An 18,986-nucleotide genomic window follows, 5' to 3' on the forward strand; every position below is an offset into this window, starting at 1 on the left:
GTCTACAGCCACCGCCTCGACTTACGCATTACTCGTCTAGCGCTCAACCCTCCCGGCCCCGCGACGGACGGTTCGGCGGTAGCAGACCGGGGCCGCCGGTGTCGCTACGGGACTTCCGGGTCAGTCGGTCCTCTTTCCCGCCGATAGACCAGAAGGACCGGGCGGGTGCGGCATCCGGCCCGAGGCATGGACCCATGCGACTCCTTGACCGAAAGTTGTTTTCAACCATTCTCATAGGTACAAAAGCTACTGACCAAGGAGACGCTGGATGCCCCTCCGCCCGTTATCGGAGCACGGACGCCCGCTCAGAGGCGTGACCAGACCCTGGTTGGCCGTCGTGGCCGCCGCCGGTCTGTTCGCCGCCCTCACCGCCGCCACCCCACCGCTGCACGCCACCCCGGCGTCCGTCGCCCCCGAACTCGTCGCCCAGGTCAACGCGGCCGAGGCGGGCGAGCCGGTGCAGGCGCTCGTGATGCTCCCGAACGCCGAACTGTCCGGCGGACGCGACGAAGTCCTCACCACCCTCCGCGACCACGCGGCCGAGACGCAGGACGACGTCGTCGCCGCCATCGGCGAGACCGCGACCGTCGTGAACCGCTTCTGGCTGACCAACATGCTGCTGGTCGAGTTCCCCGCGGACGCCGACGCGCTCGGCTCGCTCGCCGCCGTGCCGGGCGTGGAGCAGCTGCTCCCGAACTTCACGCTGGTCGCGCCGGACCCGGTCACGACCACCGCGGAGGTCACCCCGGCCGCCGACCTCACCTGGGGCCTGCGGAAGATCGAGGCGGCACGGGTCTGGGACGAGCTCGGCGTCAACGGCAGCGGCGTCCGCATCGCCACGCTGGACACCGGTGTGGACATCACCCACCCCGACCTGGCCGGCAAGATGGCGACCGACAACCCCGCCGACCCCAACCACCCCGGTGGCTGGATGGAGTTCGACGGGTCGGGCAACCTCGTCGCCTCGGCGCCGCGCGACTCCGCCTACCACGGCACGCACGTCGCGGGCACCATCCACGGCGGCGCGACCTCCGGCACCGCGATCGGCGTCGCGCCCGGCGCCGAGATGATGCACGGCCTGGTGATCCCCGGCGGCAGCGGCTCGTTCGCCCAGGTCGCCGCGGGCATGCAGTGGGCCGTCGCGCCGGTCGACGCCTCGGGCAAACCCGCGGGACGTCCGGCCGACGTGGTCAGCATGTCGTTGGGCGGCAACGGTTTCCACGCCGCGATGATCCAGCCGACGCGAGCCATCCGCGCGCTCGGCTCGTTCCCGGCGTTCGCCATCGGCAACAACTGCGGCACGTCCGGCACGGCCAGCCCCGGCAACGTGCACGAGGCGGTCGCGGTCGGCGCCACCGACAGCACGGACAGCGTCGCGTCGTTCTCCTGCGGCGCGGTGGTGCGCAAGGACCAGTGGGCGACCCCGCCCGCGGACTGGCCGGGAAGCTGGGTGAAGCCGGACGTCTCCGCGCCGGGTGTCGACGTGTACTCGGCGTCGCCGGGCGGCGGCTACCGGACCCTGTCCGGCACCTCGATGGCCACCCCGCACACCGCGGGCGCCGTCGCGCTGATGCTGTCGGCCGCGGGCGACCTGCCGGTGTCCGAGGTGCAGAAGGTGTTGGGCGACACGGCTTTCTGGGACGACCGGTACGCCGGCTCGCCGCCGGACACCCGGTTCGGCAGGGGCCGGATCAACGCCTACGAGGCGACGCGGTTCGTCGCGCTGGATTCGGGCGTGCGGGGCAAGGTCACCAACGCCGCGTCCGGTTCGCCGGTCACCGGCGGCACCGTCCGGATCGAGCCGGGCGGCCGCACCGTCGCCACCGGCGCGGACGGCACGTTCACGAGCAGGCTCGAACCGGGCGACTACACCGTCACCGTCGAGGCGTTCGGGTTCGAGAAGGCCGCGGTGAGCGCCACGGTCGCGCCGAACTCCTTCACCACCGTCGACGTCGTGCTCACACCGGCACCCTTCGGCCGCGTCACCGGTGTCGCGAAGCTCGACGTGTCCGGCGCCGGAATCCCGGGCGTCACCGTCAAGGTGCTCGGCGTGCCGGCCGACTTCTCCGCGGTGACCGGCGCCGACGGCGCCTACACGATCGACGGCGTGCCCGCGGGCACGTACCAGGTGGGCGCGTCGTACCCGACGTTCCGGGCGCCCGGCGCGGTCGAGGTGACCGTCGTCGCCGGCGAGGCGGCCACGGCCGACTTCGCCTTCGGCGCGCCGCCGCGCACGGTGGCGATCGTGGACAGCGCGGAGTCGCGGGCCAACCAGTACCGCGACGTCGTGTTCGCGCCACGCGGCATCGGGACGACGTACTACACGTGGGACGAGCTGGACAAGGCGGCGCAGCACGCGACCGTCGTGCTCGGCTACGGAACCCTGACGTCGCACTACAACGCGGCGAGGTTCCAGGCCTTCCTGGACGCGACGGACGCCAACGGCACCGGCGTGATCTTCACCGACCACGCCAACACGACGGGCAACGGCATCCGGCAGCTGTCCAAGCACACCGGGCAGCCGGTGTCGACCGGGTACAACTCGAGCGGCAACACGTCGGCCGTGTCGTACTACGAGGTGACCTCGGCGCACCCGATCTTCGCCGGGTACGCGGTGGGCGACCGCATCCCGCTGGACGACAGCACCCGGGCGAAGTGGGTGGCGTGGTTCAACGGCTACTCCGGTGACGGCAGGCAGACCATCGCGGGCCTCGGCCGGACGGTCGACGGCGTGATGGGCGGCGGCATCGGCGTCGACCAGCGCGCCCGCAACCGGCACGTGCTGCTGTCACTGCACGGCGTGTCGGCCACCCGAGGGCCCGGCGACTGGACGCCGCAGGCGACCGACCTGTTCCTGAAGGCGATCGACTGGGCGTCGCCCGCGCCGGACCCGAACCAGCCCTACTACGCGCTGCACGACCTGAAGGTGTCGCCTGGACTGGTGAAGGCCAGCGAGACCGTCACGGTGACCGTGCAGGTCAAGAACGTCGGATCGTCGGCGGGCACCTACAACGCGGTGCTGAAGGTCGGCGGCGCGGACAGGGCCACCACGCCGGTGCAGCTCGCGGCCGGCCAGTCGAAGACCGTCACCTGGACGGTCGACCCCGACCAGCTGGGCACGTTCACGGTCCAGGTCGGGCACCTGACCGGCTCGTTCCGGGTGCGCGCGCCGCGCGTCGACCTCGTCGTGTCCACAGTGGACGCTCCGGGCGTCGCCGCGGTCGGTCCGCTGGCGGGGGCGACCGTCGAGCTGATCGCCGGCGGGCAGCTCCGCGGGCTCGGGAAGACCGACGGCGCCGGCAAGCTGTCGTTCGAGATCCCGGACACGGTCGGCCGGTACACGCTCGTGGTGCGCAAGCCGACGCCTGAAGGCGGCGGCGACGCGTACCTGCTGCACCGCGAGATCACCGTGATCGACGACGACGTGATCTCGTTCGCGCCCAGGGTGCTCGCGAGCGGCACGCCGGCGGCCTCCAGCGGCGGGAACTTCGCCGTGCGGGCCGACATCGCGCTGGACGCCGCCGACCAGCGGCACACCGGCTCGGTGTTCCTGCGGCCCTCGGGCACCGCGCCGCACGGCTACCGCTACGAACCGGGCTCGCTCGTGGCGACGGTGGACCGGTACGAAGCGGTCACCGTGCACTCGGTGCGGCACCTCGAACAGGACTGGTTCCTGCCGAGCACGAAGGTCGGCGGGCTCGACTGGACCGCCCCCTACGACGTCCCGTTCGCCTTCGGCGGCCCCGCCAAGGTCTCGCTCGGCGACGTCGTGGTCGCCGCCGACGGTCGGGCCACCGTGGACTGGTCGGTGACCGACGCGCACGGCGTGCCGTTCGCGACCGTGATGGCCTCCGCCGTGCGGCCGTTCCTGAACCTCCCGGAACGGGTGGCGCTGGAGGACGTCGAGGGCCTGGTCCGGGCCGCGGCGCCGAACGAGCTGAAGCCGGTGCTCCGGCTGTTCGCGCCGGACGGCAGCCCGGTGCGGGCCGGTTCGATCAACTGGAACGCCCGGCCGCACACGTTCACCGTCGAACCGGGCACCCCGGACGGCGCGTACCGGTTGGCGCTGGACGTGGACACCGGCGGCTACTCCGGTGACCTCACCGGCGAGGCGCGGCTGCGGGTCGGGCCGGAACCGGCGCCCGTCATGTCGTTGACGGACACGCGGGGCACGTTCGTGCCGGAGGCGCACACCGAGTACGACGTCCGTGCGGTCAACAGCGGCACCGCGGCCTCCGGGCCGATGACGTGGACGGTGCGCGTCACGGCCGACCGCGCGTTGGCGGCCAAGGACGTGGTCATGCGGCTGAAGGTCGACAACAAGTGGCAGCGCGTGACGCTCGCCAACGACGGCGGCGCGCTGGTCGGCACCGTCGTGGCCGGGGCGGAGGTGGCCGCCGGGGCCGAGCGGACGTGGCGGATGTCGTTGCTGCTGCGCACGCCGGGGACGTACCACGTCGCCGACACGTTCACCGGTGACGGCATTTCCGTGACCAACGCCGACGAACTCGTCGTGGTCGCGCCGGCGGGAGTGCGGTAGGTGCTCGGAAGCCCGGCCCGGCGCCAGTACCGCGGCGCCGGGCCGGGCCCACTCCCGAACCCGGGCTGCTAGCCGAAGTTCACGTCACTGCACCACATGTACGTCTGGTCGAGGTGCGAGGCCTGCCAGATCGTGAACACCACGTGGTGACCGCGGTAGGTGCCGTTGGTCTGGACGTTGAACGTGATCTCCTTGGCCGGGGCGTACCTGCCGGTCTGCGTGACCAGGTCGAGGTTGCCCCACCCGAGCCGCTGGGTGGTCGGGTCGAACCCGTTCTTGCTGATGTAGACCCGGAAGTAGTCCGCGCCGTGGCTGGCCTGGTCGTACAGCTTCATGGAGAAGCTGCTGCCGACGTTGGTGGTCTTCCACCGCCCGGGGGCGTTCAGGGCGTTGTTGCGGGACAGGGCGTTGCTGCAGAGCTGCCCGTCCGGGGTCGACCCCTGGAAGTTCCCGCGCAGGCCGTCCCGCAGCGCGCTCATCCAGTTCCACATGGTGTCGGCGTTGGCCTGGAAGGCCTGCCAGCACATGGGGTCCTGCTGCTGCATGGCGGGGTTGGTGTGCTGGCTGCCCCAGGTTTGCCAGCACTGGTAGGCGCGGGTGGCGGGGCTGACGATGGTGCCGTGGGCGGACGCCGTCGGCGTCCAGACGAACGTGCACGCCACCAGGCTGATGATCACTGCGATGATGCCCCGCCGTCTGGTGACGGACCCGGAGGTACTGCGCAGACGCATGGTGAGCCTCCATTCAATCCGGATGATTGAGCGGTGGTGATCCAATATGGGAGCGCTCCCAGAGCAGTCGTCAGCGTATACGTCACAGAGCGAAACTTCAACGAAACATTCAGTAGTTATTCCCGGCCCCGTTGGCGTTCGGCGTAACGCCCGTTGCACCCTCGCGGCTGACCTGCCCGTACCACGCGCCGCGGTGCATCGGCTTCCCGAACGACAGGAGGGGTGGGCGCCTGGGGCACCCACCCCTCCGGCGGATCACGGCGTCAGGCGGAAGGTCGCGTCGGCTCGGCCGGCCGCGTCGGTGATCGGGTCGAGCCGCAACTGGTAGCCGTAGTGGCGGATGTGCCGGTCGGGGAAGTTGTAGGACTGGAACGACGACCACGAGGTCGAGGCGAGGCCCGCCACCTGGCGGAACGTGGCGTCGGCCTTGAACGTCGACGTGCCGTCGTCGGCGGCCAGGACGAAGTCGTAGTTGCTGTGCCGCAGGTAGTAGCCCGGCAGGTTGACGGACTGGAACGACACCGTGCCGGTGCCGGCGAGGCCGGGGACGACGCGGAACTGGGCGTCCTGGGCGGGGCTGACGTTCGGGTCGATGCGCACGTCGTAGTTCACGTGGCGGACGTACCGGTCCTGGAAGTTGTAGGACTGGATGCGGTTGACCGGGGCGTTGGAGCCCCACTTGGCCAGCACGCGGCTCTCCTCGGCCGCGGTGAGGTTGAGGATCGAGCCGTGGCGCTTGCGGGTGGCGCCGAGGCTGTAGCCGGTGACGGTCTGGAAGTTGCGCGTGCTGCCGAGGTCGGTCGACGTGATCGGCATGTACCCGCGGCCGGTGGCGTACTGGTCCAGCCAGAGGGCCCATTCGTTGCGACCGTTGAACTGCATCCACATCGGGCCCTCGACGACGTTGCCGCCGCCGGTGCCGTTGGAGATGCCCATGTGCGAGAGGTTGCCGATGGTGGTCCACGAGCCGAGGATCGAGTTGCTGCCCTCGACGGTGATGTGGCCGTCGGCGGAGGCGCGGTAGTAGCGGTAGCCGCCGACGCTGGACGGCGACTCGATGATCTGGGTGTCGATGATGCCCTGACCCGTGCCCCGGTCGATGTACAGCACCGGTGACGCGAACGAGCGGAAGTCGCGCGTGCGCACGTAGTAGATGCGGTGCTTCTTGACACCGTTGAGGGTCGCGTTGGTGGCCCAGTAGACGACGTAGTCGCCCGTCGTCGGGTCGTAGATCGCCTCGGGGGCCCACGCGTTGCCTGCCCCAGAGATCCCGGCCGCGACGTTGAGCAGGCGCGGCGCGGACCAGGTGACGAGGTCGGTGGACTCCCACACCACCAGCGACGTGCTGCCCCTGTTGGCCGCGTCGGACCACGAGGTGCCACTGGCGATGCGCAGGTCGGTGGCGATGATCCAGTACCGGTCGCCGGCGGGGGAGCGGACGAGCGCGGGGTCGCGGACGCCGCGGGTGCCGACGGTGGACAGCAGCACGGGCGCGCCGTTGTTCAGGTCGGTCCAGCGCAGGCCGTCACGGCTGTGCGCGAGGTAGATCTGCTCGCCGTTGGAGTGCTCGCCGGTGAAGTGCGCCATCAGGTAGCCGGTGAACGGCTCCAGCGCCTCGGCGCGTCGCTCGGTCGTCACCGACCAGGACGTGAACAGCAGGGCCACGGCGGCCAGCAGCGCGCCGACCCTCGTCAGTACTCGGGACACGGGTGATCTCCTTTGATCACGGGGTGGGGACGATCGGGTTGATGAGGCCGTTCGCGTCGAAGGTCATGCGGTCGACGGCGACCTCGCGGTTGGCGCCGTTGCCGGCGGGCACCGCGAAGCGGTGGTAGGCCACGTGCCACGTGTCGCTGCCCGGCGCCTTGACGACCGAGTGGTGGCCGGGGCCCTTGATGCCGAGGTCCAACCGCTTCTGCAGCACGACGCCGCGCTTGGTCCACGGGCCGAGCGGGGACGTCCCGGTGGCGTAGGCGACCCGGTAGTCCTCGTCGCGGGTGTCGTTCTCCGACCACATGAAGTAGTAGGTCCCGTTGCGCTTGAACACGAACGACGCCTCGCGGTACCCGACCGGGGTGATGTCGCGGACCTCGGCGGGGTCGAAGGACACCATGTCGGCGTTCAGCGGGACGACGTAGGCCGTGCCGTTGCCCCAGTACAAGTAGGACTGGCCGGTGTCGTCGGTGAACACCATCGGGTCGATGGCCTGCCCGGAGTAGGCGCCCGCGCGGATCAGCGGCCTGCCGAGGGCGTCGCGGAACGGACCGGTGGGGGAGTCCGACACCGCGACGCCGAGGTGCTTGCCCGTGTCGCCGGACGCCGCGCCGCCGCTGAAGTACAGGTAGTACCGGCCGTTCTTGGCCACCACGGCGGGCGCCCACGCGGAGTTGTCCGCCCACGACACGTCCGGCCCGTGGTTGAGGATCACACCGTGGTCGGTCCAGTTCACCAGGTCGGTGGAGGAGAACGCCTTGTAGTACGGCGACGCCCAGCCCGCGTAGCCGTCCGTGGTCGGGTAGAGGTAGTACCGGCCGTTGATGTTCGTGATGTGCGGGTCGGCGAACAGACCGGGGATCACCGGACCCCTGGTGGTCTTCGGCGTCCACGGCGCGGTGAGGCGGAACGAGCTGTCGGCGCGGAACGTCGCCGTGTCCTGCGCGACGTCCACCCACAGCTCGAAGTTCCGGTGCCGCACCCGTCGGTCCGGGTGGTTCACGGGCGCGAGGGCTACCGAGCCGGCGACCGACCCGGCGACGGCGCAGAACGTCGCGTCGGCCCGGAACGTCGCGTCACCGGTGTTGGTCTCCAGCCGCACGCGCCAGTCCAGGTGTCGCAGGAACTGGCCGTTGCGGGCCTGGAAGGAGTAGCACGACGGCGAGGCCAGCCCGTTGACCACGGTGAACGTGGCGTCGGACTTCACCTGTGCCGTGCTGCCGGACGTCACGGCGTCCAGCCGGCCCAGGTAGTCCTGGTGCCGGACGTACCGGCCGGGGAAGTTGACCGACTCCAACGACCGCGCGCCGGTCGGCAGCTCGGCCGCGCTCGCGGGCGTCGCGGACAGCAGGAGCGCGGCGAAGGTGGTGAGGCACAGCACCGCGGAAGTGCGCGTTCGCCGACGCATGATCACTCCGATCTCTTCGGGGTGGGTGCGGCCACCCCACGTCGGGACGGGGGAGTGCGTCGATGTGACCGCGGCCACGCGATGTGAACGCTAACAGCCAACGGTGATGATGCTCAAGATGAACTCAGCGTGACGAGGCCGGTGATCCAATTGCGCCGATCGAGCTGCGACGTCAAGGTCTGTTATCGCTCACACGCCACGACGGGCTCAGCGAGGTGCGTACCTGCCGTGAGCTCACCGGGTTACGACGACCACCACGAGAAACCGTCGTCGGCACGCCCCGGCCCGTCCACGGGAGCGTTGTGGACGGGCGCGTCCGCAGGAGCGTTCACGGGAGCGTTGTGCGCGGGGGCGTTCACAGGGGCGTTGCGGACGGGACCGCTTACGGGTGCATTGCGCACAGGGGTCTGCACAGGGGCCTGCACGGGGGCATTGCGCACGGGGGCCTGCACGGGCGCGTTGCGCGCGGGGGCCTGCACAGGAGCGTTGTGCGCGGGACCGTCGGGGAGGGGCCGCCGCTCGGCGTCAACCCGCGCCACGGCCACCGCCTCCGCCACGGTGGCGCACAGCCCCAGCAGCCGGTCCACCTCGCTCATGCGCATCGGCCGCACCACCGTGCGCTGCCCGGCCGCGACGGCGAAGCCGACACCCAGCTCCCTCGCCCGCTCCCGCACCTCGACCAGGACCGCGATGCCCATCGACCCGAGGAACGCCACCCCGGCCAGGTCGACCACCAGCGCCGAGGTGGCGCCGTCGAGGCAGGCGAACAGCTCCTGGCGCACCTGGCGGTACGTGTCGGTGTCGATCTCGCCGTGCACCTCCACGAACGCCACGCCCCGGCGCCGGGCGACCTTCACCGTCACCGCCGCCTGATCGACATTCCCGTCCACGCTGCTCCCTCATCCACCGCGGGCACACACGGGTGTCACGCCGTCCGTTCCGTAGTCACCCGGCACCTGTTACCCAACCCCGGCCCGCTCGACACATCGTCCACCACGGGACGACGATCGGATCGGTCCGCAACGGTCGGGCGCGGGCGGGTCGCGGCGCGCGAGAGTCGACGGCGGAAGGAGGCCTCGTGATCTCGGCACTCAACCGGCTGGTCGACCTGGTCGAGGACCATCTCGTGGAGGAGGTGGACGTCGACGGCCTGGCCAAGGCGCTCGGCACGACCGAGTACCACCTGCGGCGGATGTTCTCGTCGCTGGCCGGCATGCCGCTGTCGGAGTACGTGCGCCGACGCCGCATGACCCTCGCCGCCGCCGACGTGGTGCGCGGCGGGGACGACCTGCTCGGCATCGCGGTGCGGCACGGGTACGGCTCGGCGGAGGCGTTCGGACGCGCCTTCCGGGCGGTCCACGGCGCCGGCCCCGGTGACGTCCGCCGCGACGGAGGCCCCCTTCTCGCACAACCACGCCTCAGGTTCCGCCTGACCGTCGAAGGGAGCACTCCCATGCGCACCCGCCTCGTCGACCGCCCCGCGTTCCGGCTGGTCGGCCACGCGGCCCGCGTCCCGCTGGTCCACCGCGGCGTCAACCCGCACATCCAGCGGCACATCGCCGGCCTGCCGCCGGAGGAGCACGTCCGGCTCAAGGCGCTGGGCGACGCCGAACCGGCCGGCCTGCTGCAGGTCTGCGACGACGTCGACCCGGACGCCCGGGAGGGCAGCGAGCTGACCTACCTGCACGGCGTCGCCGTCTCCGGCGACACCCCGACCCCCGGCGACCTCGACGCCATCGAGGCGCCGGAGGGCACGTGGGCGGTCTTCCGGACCGACGGCCCCTACCCGGACGCCCTGCAGAGCACGTGGGCGGCCACCGCGACCGAGTGGTTCCCGTCCAACCCGTGGCGGCTGCGACCCGGTCCTTCCGTCGTCGCCGTGCTCGACCGCGCCGACGACTTCGGCACCGCCACGTGCGAGCTGTGGCTCCCGGTCGAGCCGGCGTGACCGTCCGTCCGTGAACCGTGACGCGCTGGTTCCGGCCGCCTCCCCGTCATGCGGCGGGGAGGCGGCCGGACCGGGCCGTCCCGTGACCGGCCGGGCTTCCCGTTGCTCCGCCCGTGGCCGTCGCAGGTACCATCTCTCGTGAGGGACGTCGACGACACGCGACGCGACCGTCCCCCTGTTGAGCCCCCGAGCCGCCTCCGGTCACGCCGTGCGGGTGTCGCGTTGTCGCCCTCGTACGCTGCGGCGAGCTCTCCGAACGTCGCTGTGGTGGCACTTCCGGGGAAGTGGTGAGGTAGTAGAGATGCGCAGGTCCGGCCTGGTGGAACACGTGCGCGGATTCGGTCCACACGACCACGTGTGCTGGCGGTACGGCGACGTCCGCGAGTTCCGCGATCGCGCCCGCGAGTTCCTGTCCGAGGGGCTCGCCGCGGGGTACCGCGTCCGCTACACCGGCCCCGGTGACGTCGAGGCGCTGGTCCGCCACCTGGACGGGGTGGCGGGCGTCGACGAGGCGCTGCGGACCGGCGCCGCGCACGTCGACCCGCTGGACGCCTCCTACCCGAGCGGCGCGGTGGTCGACCCCGTCACGCAGGTGCGGGCGTACGCCGAGGCGACCGAGGCCGCCCTGGCCGCCGGGTACGCCGGGTTGCGGGTCGCCGCGGACTGCACGCCGCTGGTGCGCACGCCCGAGCAGCTGGCCGCCTTCGCCCGCTACGAGCACCGGATCGACCACTACATGGCAGACCAGCCGTTCTCGGCGATGTGCGCCTACTCCGGCGCGGAGGTGGACGACCGCGCCTTCGCGCAGGTCGCGTGCATGCACCCCAACTCCAACACGCCGTCCCCCGGCTTCCGGCTGCACGCCGCCGACGACCGGTTCACCGCCCTCGCGGGCGAGCTGGACCCGACCAACGGCGACCTGTTCACCCTGGCGCTCGAACGGGCCGACCTCCGCCCCCGCGGCGGACGGCTGGTGTTCGACGCCACCGACCTCACCTTCGTCGACCACCGCAGCCTGTTGCACCTGTCCGGGCACGCCGCCGACCGGGGCGCGTCCGTCGTGCTGCGCGCGTCCTGGCCGGGCGTGGCGACCCTGGTGGACCTGCTCGACCTCTCCAACGTCCGAGTGGAGCGCGCCGCGTGATGATCACCGAGATCCCGCCGCGGGGTGATTTCGTCCACCCCGCGGTGTTCTACGCCTCCGACGAGGAGTACCTGGACCTGCTCGTGCCCTTCGTCAAGGACGGCGTGGCGTTGGGCCACCCGGTCGCCGCGGCCGTGCCGGGCGACCGGCTGAGGCTGCTGCGCGACGCCCTGGGCGACGTGACGGACGAGGTGCTGCTGCTCGACATGGAGGTCGAGGGCCGCAACCCGGGCCGGATCATCCCCGCCGTGCTGCGCCGGTTCGCCGACAGGCACTCAGGCAAGCACGTCCGGATCATCGGCGAGCCGATCTGGGCCGGGCGCAGCGAGGTCGAGTACCCGGCGTGCGCGCAGCACGAGGCGCTGATCAACCTGGCCTTCGCCGGGCGCGACGTCACCATCGCGTGCCCGTACGACGTCACCGCGCTCGACGAGCACGTGCTGACCGACGCGCTGGCCACCCACCCGTTGGTGTGGGAGACCGGCCGCCACTACGACAGCGACCACTACGCGCCCGACGCCGTCGTGAGCCGGTACAACCTGTCCCTCGACACCGCCGCGACCGCCGCCACGCTGGAGGTCGCGACCACCGCCGACCTGCGCGGGGCCCGCCGGTTCGCCACCGACCAGGGGCAGCACCTCGGGCTGTCCGCCGACCGGGCGGCCGACCTCGCGCTGATCACCACGGAACTGGTGGTCAACAGCCTCCGCCACGGCGGCGGCGCGTGCGTGGTGAGCGTCTGGCAGGACGGCGCCCACCTCGTCTGCACCGTGCGGGACGCCGGCTACCTGGCCGACCCGCTCGCCGGCCGCCGCCCCGCCCCGCCCACTCAGGAAGGCGGCCGCGGCCTGCTGATGATCAACCAGCTGGCGGACCTGGTCCGCGTCCACACCACCCCGCTCGGCACGACCACGCACGCCTTCCTGCGCATCGACGCCTAGGTCGCCGGCGGCCCGCGCGGCCGAGCGCGGGCCAGAGGTGTGGGCCAGGGGGTGTGGCCGGAAGGCGCGGTCAGTGGCGAGGTCAGGGGCGCAGCAGGTAGCCGAGCAGCTTGCGGCGCTCGCCGGCGTTGTCGGGCCGCGGGCTGAACACCGCGTCGAGCAGCGGCAACACCTGGTCGCGGGCCTCGCGGGTGCGCATGACCCGCTTCCACAGCGCCAGGTTGACGGCGTAGCGCCACCTCGGGGTGTCGGCCAGCCGCAGGACGTTGACGACGTTGTCGCGGGTCTTGGCCGGCAGCGCGCTCACGTCCTCGGGCGTGGTGAGCAGCGACTCGGGCAGCACGTCGAGGCCGTGCGCGGTCATGAAGGCGAAGTCGGTCGGCCAGGCCGCGGCCCACAGGTAGTCGACCATCCGGCACCAGCCGCGCAGGAACCTGACCTCCAGGGCCGGCCACGGTCCGCCGTCGACGTCGGCGATCGCGTCGACCACGACGTCCAGGCACGTCTTGTGCGCTTTCCACAGCGCGAGGCGCGCCGGTTCGGGGTCCACCGGCCCGCTGCCGCCCACCAGGGCGAAATAGGCCCGCCAGTCGGCGACCGCCGGCGCGAGCTCGTCCGGCACGGCCCCACCCGACACGTACCGGAAGCGGGAGCGGGTCTGCGGGTCGGCGACCGGCAGGGCCGGGACCACGCCGGCCTCCCCGGCCGCCAGCCACGGGATGACGCTCAGCGTGTAGTTGCCGTAGCCCCACGGCGCGTCCGGGTCGATCCACCCGTCCAACCGGGTGTGCTCGCCGAGCCGACCGGTGCGGAACTGCCACTGGTGCTGGAACATCAGGCCCCACAGCGGGTTGTGCCTGTTGTCGGCCCCGAACCGGTCGGCCGGGTTGGTGTTGTTGATCATCATCCGGTAGGCGGCCATCCGCTGCTCGAAGCGGAACGGGTCGAACGCCTCGGCCAGGTCCTCCGCCGTCGTCCAGACCGGGTACAGGTCCAGGGCCGCCAGCTCGTCGGGGTGGGCCATGACCAGAAGTGTCCGGGAGGTCACCGTCGGTGTCCAACGCAAGCCCGTGTCGTCACAGCACCAGGGCGACCGCCGACAGGCACGCGACGGTGACCAGGACACCGACCGCCCGAGACAGCCGGTCGAGGCCGACCGGGCGGCGCTGTCGTCCGCGGTTGCCCTGCCACACGGCCACGACGGCGACCACCGCGATCAGCACGCCGGGCACCACCCGCACGCCCCACCCCCCGCGGGCCGCCGCGTGGAGCAGGAACATCGAGCACGCCGCCGCGCTGAACGCCGTGCGCCGCCAGGCCAGGTCGGTGCGCTCGGGTTGCAGGCCGGGATCGCGCGGGTCGCTCACCCGAGGACCACCAGGACGCCCGCCGTCACCGTCACGACCAGCACCCCGACCGCGAGCACGATCATCACCCGGCTGGTCGGCAACGGCTGCCCGGCCCGCATCGCCCGCTGCACCGCGCGCCACCGGGGGTAGCTGCTCGCCGCGAGCACGGTGGCCAGCGCGATGCACATCAGCCCGAGCAGCAGCGTCGCGCCGGGGAACGCGAACGGCGGCACCAGCTGCCTCACCGCCACGCCGCCCGCCAGCAGGCCCAGCGCCGTGCGCAACCACGCCAGGAACGTCCGCTCGTTGGCCAACGTGAACCGGTAGTCCGGCTCACGGTCCGCCGACGACCGCTCCGGCTCGCCGCCCATCAGCCCTCCGCGCGTACCAGGGCGACCGCCCTGGTGGCGGCCCACGCGGGCAAGCTAACCGCATCCGGCTCGGCGCGGCGCGTCCCCGACCGGGGAGTGCTCAGGAACGCGCGCCCTCGGCCTCCGGCTGACCCGCGGCAGTGGCGCGGCGGGCGCCGACGAGCAGCAGGACGATCGCCACCAGGAGGATCGGCCACGGCGTCAGGAACAGGATCACGGCGTCGACCACGGTCAGGACGCCGAGCGTCCAGGCGATGAACGGCGGCGGCGTGATGCCCCGGCGGTCCATCCACAGCACGATCAGACCGATGACGACGACCGGCGGGCCGAAGCTGTCGAGGCTGAGCCACAGGGCGCTGTTGGCCGGGCTCATGTCGGCGAGGTCGTCGTGCCACAGCTCCCCGCTGAACCACGCCCCGGCGTGACGCGCGGCCCCCACCACGAACAGCGCCCCGAGCGTGTGCGCGGCGGCGTAGACCACCATGATCCAACCGGCGATCTTGATCATCGGATTGCCCCCGTTGTACGGTCGCGTACAACGGGAGCGTCCCATACTGTGCGGCACCGTACAACCGGATCACCAAACGAGGAGGCCCACCTCATGGGGGCGTTGCGGACACCGCGTGAGATGTGGGTCGAGGAAGGGCTCCGGGCGCTGGCCGCGGGCGGTGTGGACGCGGTGCGCGTCGAGGCGTTGGCCAAGGCGCTCGGCGTGACCAAGGGCGGGTTCTACGGCTACTTCGCCGACCGCGGCGCTCTGCTGACGGAGATGCTGGACGTCTGGGAGCGCGAGAGCACCGACGACGTCCTCGAACGGATCGAGCGGGAGAGCGACGACGTGCTCGACCGGGTCCGGCTGGCCGGGCAGCTCACGTTCTCCGGCGACCGCCTGCTCCCGATCGACCTGGCCATCCGCGACTGGGCCCGCCGCGACCCGGAGGTCGCCGAACGCCTGCGCCGCGTGGACAACCGGCGCATGCAGCTGCTCCGCGACGCCATCGGCACGTTCTGCGCCGACCCCGACGAGGTCGAGGCGCGCAGCCTGCTCGCCTTCTGCATGGCGATCGGCAGCCACTTCCTCGCCGCCGACCACCCCGGGCGCAGTCGCGCCGAGGTGAGGGCGCGCGCCGGCGCCCTCCTCCTCAACCGCGCGCCCGACGAGGCGTGACCGAGTTCGTCGACCGGCGTTGGGGCTCCGCCCCCGCCCGAAAGGGACGAGCGGAGTGTCCTTTCCGGACTTCGCGCCCTTGCGGTCCTGAGTGGACCGCGCGGAGTTCTGAAGCCACCTTGCGCAGTCATTTCAGGGCTGCGGCTACCGGAAAGGGCATCCCGACTCAACTAACGTTCTACGGAGAGTGATCAATCGGTAACGCGGCGGCGGGGTGTCGCGATGTGCCCGGTGTGGGTGCGGCCCGACCTCGCGGGCTGTCCGCTGCCGAGGAGGTTCGGGATGAACGGGATGAAGGTCGCGTCACGGGTTGCCGCCGCCTGCCTGGTGGCGTTCGCGACGCTGTTCGGCGTGGTGTCGACGGCTCACGCGGAGGCCGGGCAGACGTGCCTCGTCAACGAGGTGGTGTCCTTCAGCGAGCCGGTGACGAACACCCCGCGAACCGTCACCGTCACCGTCCGGGGGCAGCTCTTCAACTGCGCCGACGGCTCCGCCGCCACCGGCTCCTACAGCGAGACCGCCACGCTGGCGAACTACAGCTGCACCCAGCTCTTCTACCAGGGCAGCGGCACCCGGACCTTCACCTGGACCGACCCGGCCGCCGCGCCGAGCACCTACTCCTACAACAGGACTTCCAGCCGGGTGGGCGCGAACATCGTGATCCTGCTGCTCGGGTCGATCACCTCGGGGACGTTCGCCGCCGAACCGGCGAAGATGCAGCTGACCGCCCTGAACCCGGACCCGATCAGCTGCGCGACCACTGGGGTCTCTCAATTGACCCTCGTGGGTTCCCTGATCATCGGCCTCTGACCAGCGCCGTCGCGCTTCGGGCACTGATCAACCTCCCTCGATCGGGTGGTGTTAATGGTCACGGAAGTGTGAGCCGCCGCCCGCGGAGGTATGCCTCGTCGGTATGTGCGAGTCCTGATCGGGCACCTCTCGGAGGGAACCTTCTGTGGCTATTTCCGTGAACCTGGACAAGCAGCTGGACAAGGCGTACGAGGAGCTGGAGCTGTCGAAGATCCTCGACGCGCCGGTGGCCGCGCTGGCGGGGGTCAGCGCGGGTGACGCGGAGAAGTTGGCGGCCGCGTTCAACATCAAGACGGTGCGGGACCTCGGCACCAACAAGCAGTTCAAGGTCGCCGCGGCGCTGGTGGCGTTGGAGCAGACCTCCAAGTAGCGACCGATCGCCACGCGGGGCCGGCCGGTTCGGTCGGCCCCGCGTCGGCGTGCCCGCCGCACCTAGTTGACAAATCACCTAGGTGAGTTGTCTACTACTCACCATGGTCCTGTCCCGCCTCATCCTGGGGCTGCTCTCCCTGGCGCCGATGACCGGCTACGACCTCAAGCGGCACTTCGACTCGACCGTGGGCCACTTCTGGGCGGCCGACAAGGCGCAGATCTACCGCACCCTCGCCACCCTCGTCGCCGAGGGCTTCGCGGAGGTCGAGACGGTGGCCGGGTCGGGCGCGCCGGACCGCCAGGAGCACCGCATCACCGCCGCCGGACGGGCGGCGCTCGCCGCGTGGCTCGCGAGCGAGCCGGAGCGCCACGTCGAGCGCGACCCGTTCCTCGCCAGGGTCTTCTTCGGCTCGGGCCTCGACGACGACGCCCTCCGCGCGCTGTTCGCGCGGCGTCGCGAGGAGGTCCGGACGCGGCTGGACGAGTTGGAGCGGACGCGGGCCGGGTTCGCGGCGCGCGATCGCGCCGCCCGGTTGCGCCTCGCCACGCTGGACAACGGCATCGTGCACCTGCGCACCGAGCTGAGGTGGCTCGACGCGGCCGAGGAGGAGATCACGTGAGCGGCTTCCCCGAGGTGCACCGGCCCGACCACGACGCGGTGAACCGCCCGCTGGTGCTGCTGCACGGGGGCAACGTCGCGAACTGGATGTGGGAGCCGCAGCTGGCCGCGCTCACCGACCGCGTGGTGATCACACCGGACCTGCCGGGCTTCGGCGAGCGCGTGCGCGAGGACTGGCGAGGGCTGGACGCGGCGGCCGACGACGTCGTGGCACGGGTGACCGACCACGGCGTGGACGGTCCGTTCGACCTCGTCGGGCTCTCCCTGGGCGCGTTGACCGCGTTGCGCGTCCTGGCGCGGCACCCGGACCGCGTGCGCTCGGGGTTCGTCACCGGCGCGCCGCTCACGCCGGTCGGCCTCGGCGTGCGCCTGATCTGCCGCGTGCAACTGGCCTTCTGGCGGGCGCCGTGGTTCTGGCGCGGCCAGGCGGTGGCGTTCGGGCTCCCGGAGGACGCGCGCGCCCGGTACGTCTCGCACGGCCTGTCGGTGCGCCGCGAAACCATGGCCGCGATGAGCGCCGAGGTGTTCGCGGGCGGCGTTCCGCCGACCCTGCACCGCTACACCGGCCCGCTGCTCGCGATCGCGGGCGAGAAGGAATCCGCGGGTGTGCGCGACTCCCTGGCGTCCATCGCCCAGGCGGCGCCGCAGGCGCGGCTGCGGCTCGCGCCGGGGGTGCACCACATCTGGAACGTCGAGGACGTCGTCCTGTTCAACGACGTGCTGCGCTCCTGGCTGGGCGGAACCGTCGACCCGCGTCTCATCCCGGCGGCTTCGAGGGGTGCCGCCGTGATGCGAACCGGTGCCCGACGGTGACGGGCACGGCGAGGAGCGCCGGTCCGGGTGGGCGACGGCTTGCCGGGAAGGGGGTTCAGCGGAACGAGGGTCGGTGGCACGTCGCCCCGCGGGGAGGCCCTAACGGCCGGTGGCGGTGAGGATGGCCGAGGCGATCGCCTCGTGGCCGGCGGGGGTCGGGTGGACGTCGGTGTGGTCGCAGAAGTACGTCAGCGCGCACACCTTGGCCACCGGGGTGGGGATCTGGCCGTAGGTCGGGTCCTGGGTCATCTCCGTCAACGGCCCGTAGCCGCCGGTGGTGGCGGTGACGTCGACGAACTTCGCGCCGACCTTCTCGTACTCGGACTTGAGGGCGGCGTTGAAGAAGTCGCGGAACAACGACACCGACAGGCGGGCCAGGCCCTGGCCGTTCGGGAACGCCGGGGACACCCACGCGCCCAGGAACACGTCCGGGTAGGTCAGGCTCACGATCGGGGCGTCGCCGGCGGCTTCGCGCAGGGCCGGCAGGGTGGCGGCCAGGTTGGCCCGGACGTCGGCCACGGCCTGGGACGCGCAGCCCAGCGGGTCCTGCGACCGGGCGCACGGCGCCAGGTCGTTGCCGCCGATCACGACGGTCACCAGGCCGACCCGTCCCTGGTGCTCGCGCAGCGTGCGCACGGCGGCGTCGAGCTGGGTGAGGCCGGCGAGGTCGGGCGCGTCCGGACCGCGGTTGCCGGGGGCGCACCCCGGTTCCGCCCTCAGCTGCGCGGACGTCGCGCCGCTGCACGCCAGGTTGATCAGCCGCAGGTCCGACCGCTCGGCGACGAGGTAGGCGAACCCGTCGCGGCCGGTGCCCGCGGGCACGTTCGCCGGCCGGTAGCCCGTGGCGTAGGAGTCGCCCAACGACACGTGCACGCGCTGGGCGGGCGGTTCGCCCGTGGCGGACGACGGCGCGGGTGGAGGCGCAGTCGGCGCTCCGGTGCACGCTCCGAGGGCCACCGCCAGCGCCCCGACCAGTGCGAACCGCCGAAGTCCCGGCACGGTGACCCCTTCCCGCCGTCGTGATCCCCGCGGTCCAGGCTACAGCGGGCGGCAGCGGAT

General features: G+C 72.0%; 18 protein-coding genes. 9 read left to right on the top strand and 9 right to left on the bottom strand.

Translation table 11 applies throughout. The features are described 5' to 3' along the window. Positions 1–313: 313 nt before the first annotated feature. On the top strand, positions 314–4,540 hold the full coding sequence (locus ACRAKH_RS13745) for a S8 family serine peptidase (protein WP_380724166.1): 4,227 nt from the start codon (positions 314–316) through the stop codon (positions 4,538–4,540). A gap of 68 nt (positions 4,541–4,608) precedes the next feature. Here ACRAKH_RS13745 and ACRAKH_RS13750 read toward each other — a convergent pair whose 3' ends face one another. From ACRAKH_RS13750 to ACRAKH_RS13765, 4 genes are all read right to left on the bottom strand, one after another. Beyond that, complete coding sequence (locus tag ACRAKH_RS13750; protein ID WP_380724165.1) at positions 4,609–5,271, bottom strand: lytic polysaccharide monooxygenase auxiliary activity family 9 protein; 663 nt, start codon at positions 5,269–5,271, stop codon at positions 4,609–4,611. Between the two features lie 255 nt (positions 5,272–5,526). Beyond that, a complete protein-coding gene (locus tag ACRAKH_RS13755; RefSeq protein WP_380724164.1) occupies positions 5,527–6,978 on the bottom strand; it encodes a glycoside hydrolase family 43 protein in 1,452 nt (483 codons plus the stop codon). A gap of 16 nt (positions 6,979–6,994) precedes the next feature. Beyond that, positions 6,995–8,392 carry a family 43 glycosylhydrolase gene (locus ACRAKH_RS13760; protein WP_380724163.1) on the bottom strand — a complete coding sequence of 466 codons (1,398 nt, stop codon included), beginning with the start codon at positions 8,390–8,392 and terminating at the stop codon, positions 6,995–6,997. Positions 8,393–8,634: 242 nt separating this feature from the next. Then, positions 8,635–9,282, bottom strand: coding sequence for an STAS domain-containing protein (locus tag ACRAKH_RS13765; RefSeq protein ID WP_380724162.1), 648 nt, complete (start codon positions 9,280–9,282; stop codon positions 8,635–8,637). Between the two features lie 188 nt (positions 9,283–9,470). Between ACRAKH_RS13765 and ACRAKH_RS13770 the strand changes: the two genes are divergently transcribed. The 3 genes from ACRAKH_RS13770 (at position 9,471) to ACRAKH_RS13780 (ending at position 12,425) form a co-directional block, all read left to right on the top strand. After that, positions 9,471–10,340, top strand: a complete 870-nt coding sequence (locus tag ACRAKH_RS13770) for an AraC family transcriptional regulator (protein WP_380724161.1) — start codon at positions 9,471–9,473, stop codon at positions 10,338–10,340. Between the two features lie 301 nt (positions 10,341–10,641). After that, entirely contained in the window at positions 10,642–11,484 is an 843-nt protein-coding gene (locus ACRAKH_RS13775; RefSeq protein ID WP_380724160.1) for an MEDS domain-containing protein, read from the top strand. Beyond that, positions 11,484–12,425 carry an anti-sigma factor RsbA family regulatory protein gene (locus tag ACRAKH_RS13780; RefSeq protein ID WP_380724159.1) on the top strand — a complete coding sequence of 314 codons (942 nt, stop codon included), beginning with the start codon at positions 11,484–11,486 and terminating at the stop codon, positions 12,423–12,425. The genes ACRAKH_RS13775 and ACRAKH_RS13780 overlap by 1 nt, the downstream gene beginning before the upstream one ends. A gap of 82 nt (positions 12,426–12,507) precedes the next feature. Here the strand turns inward: ACRAKH_RS13780 and ACRAKH_RS13785 are convergent, their stop codons facing one another. The 4 genes from ACRAKH_RS13785 to ACRAKH_RS13800 form a co-directional block, all read right to left on the bottom strand. Beyond that, the gene (locus tag ACRAKH_RS13785; protein ID WP_380724158.1) at positions 12,508–13,449 is read right to left on the bottom strand and encodes a Leg1-related protein; all 942 of its coding nucleotides are present in this window, start codon (positions 13,447–13,449) and stop codon (positions 12,508–12,510) included. 52 nt (positions 13,450–13,501) lie between these two features. Then, a complete protein-coding gene (locus ACRAKH_RS13790; RefSeq protein ID WP_380724157.1) occupies positions 13,502–13,792 on the bottom strand; it encodes a DUF202 domain-containing protein in 291 nt (96 codons plus the stop codon). Beyond that, positions 13,789–14,145, bottom strand: coding sequence for a YidH family protein (locus ACRAKH_RS13795; protein WP_380724156.1), 357 nt, complete (start codon positions 14,143–14,145; stop codon positions 13,789–13,791). Before ACRAKH_RS13795 ends, ACRAKH_RS13790 begins: the two co-directional genes overlap by 4 nt. Before the next feature lie 100 nt (positions 14,146–14,245). After that, the gene (locus ACRAKH_RS13800; RefSeq protein ID WP_380724155.1) at positions 14,246–14,653 is read right to left on the bottom strand and encodes a hypothetical protein; all 408 of its coding nucleotides are present in this window, start codon (positions 14,651–14,653) and stop codon (positions 14,246–14,248) included. Between the two features lie 93 nt (positions 14,654–14,746). On the opposite strand from ACRAKH_RS13800, the gene ACRAKH_RS13805 reads away from it, so the two are divergent. The 5 genes from ACRAKH_RS13805 to ACRAKH_RS13825 all read left to right on the top strand — a co-directional run bounded on the left by ACRAKH_RS13805 (position 14,747) and on the right by ACRAKH_RS13825 (position 17,927). Beyond that, on the top strand, positions 14,747–15,313 hold the full coding sequence (locus ACRAKH_RS13805) for a TetR family transcriptional regulator (protein WP_380724154.1): 567 nt from the start codon (positions 14,747–14,749) through the stop codon (positions 15,311–15,313). 282 nt (positions 15,314–15,595) lie between these two features. Then, on the top strand, positions 15,596–16,123 hold the full coding sequence (locus tag ACRAKH_RS13810; protein ID WP_380724153.1) for a hypothetical protein: 528 nt from the start codon (positions 15,596–15,598) through the stop codon (positions 16,121–16,123). 145 nt (positions 16,124–16,268) lie between these two features. Next, positions 16,269–16,493 (top strand): hypothetical protein, encoded by a 225-nt coding sequence (locus ACRAKH_RS13815; protein WP_380724152.1) that lies wholly within the window; start codon positions 16,269–16,271, stop codon positions 16,491–16,493. A 103-nt stretch (positions 16,494–16,596) separates the two neighbouring features. Further along, a complete protein-coding gene (locus ACRAKH_RS13820) occupies positions 16,597–17,115 on the top strand; it encodes a PadR family transcriptional regulator (protein ID WP_380724151.1) in 519 nt (172 codons plus the stop codon). After that, positions 17,112–17,927, top strand: a complete 816-nt coding sequence (locus ACRAKH_RS13825) for an alpha/beta fold hydrolase (RefSeq protein ID WP_380724150.1) — start codon at positions 17,112–17,114, stop codon at positions 17,925–17,927. The genes ACRAKH_RS13820 and ACRAKH_RS13825 overlap by 4 nt, the downstream gene beginning before the upstream one ends. A gap of 99 nt (positions 17,928–18,026) precedes the next feature. On the opposite strand, the gene ACRAKH_RS13830 is transcribed toward ACRAKH_RS13825, so the two are convergent. Then, positions 18,027–18,926, bottom strand: coding sequence for an SGNH/GDSL hydrolase family protein (locus ACRAKH_RS13830; RefSeq protein WP_447009860.1), 900 nt, complete (start codon positions 18,924–18,926; stop codon positions 18,027–18,029). Positions 18,927–18,986 lie beyond the last annotated feature (60 nt).

The sequence above is a fragment of the Saccharothrix hoggarensis genome (genome assembly GCF_052936025.1).